Genomic DNA, 515 nt, shown 5'->3' on the forward strand with positions numbered 1-515 from the left:
GGGCTTGCTGCGGCGATCAGGTTCAAACAGATCGATCCGGAGCTTTCCGTCGTCGTGCTTGAAAAGGGCGGCGAAGTCGGCGCGCATATTCTTTCGGGCGCGGTGGTCGATCCGGTTGGCATCGACCAGCTTCTGCCGAATTGGCGCGAGGATGAGGGCCATCCCTTCAAGACGCCGGTGACGGACGATCATTTCCTGCTGCTCGGCCCTGCCGGTTCGGTGCGCCTGCCCAATTTTGCCATGCCGCCGCTGATGAGCAATCACGGCAATTATATCGTTTCGCTGGGCAATGTCTGCCGCTGGCTTGGCACGAAGGCCGAAGAACTGGGCGTGGAAATCTATCCCGGCTTTGCTGCCACGGAAGTGCTTTATAATGACGAAGGCGCGGTCATTGGCGTCGCCACCGGCGATATGGGCATTGAGCGCGACGGAACACACGGCCCGAATTATACGCGCGGCATGGCGCTGCTTGGCAAATATGTGCTGATCGGCGAAGGCGCGCGCGGTTCGCTCGC

1 protein-coding gene is annotated in these 515 nt (G+C 60.8%); it reads left to right on the forward strand.

Translation table 11 applies throughout. The annotated features are described in order from the left end of the window. A partial coding sequence (locus tag DKP76_RS18945; RefSeq protein WP_146198963.1) for an NAD(P)/FAD-dependent oxidoreductase occupies window positions 1-515 on the forward strand: 515 nt, incomplete at both ends.

The sequence above is a fragment of the Falsochrobactrum shanghaiense genome, from assembly GCF_003149535.1.
GTDB classification, from domain to species: domain Bacteria; phylum Pseudomonadota; class Alphaproteobacteria; order Rhizobiales; family Rhizobiaceae; genus Brucella; species Brucella shanghaiense.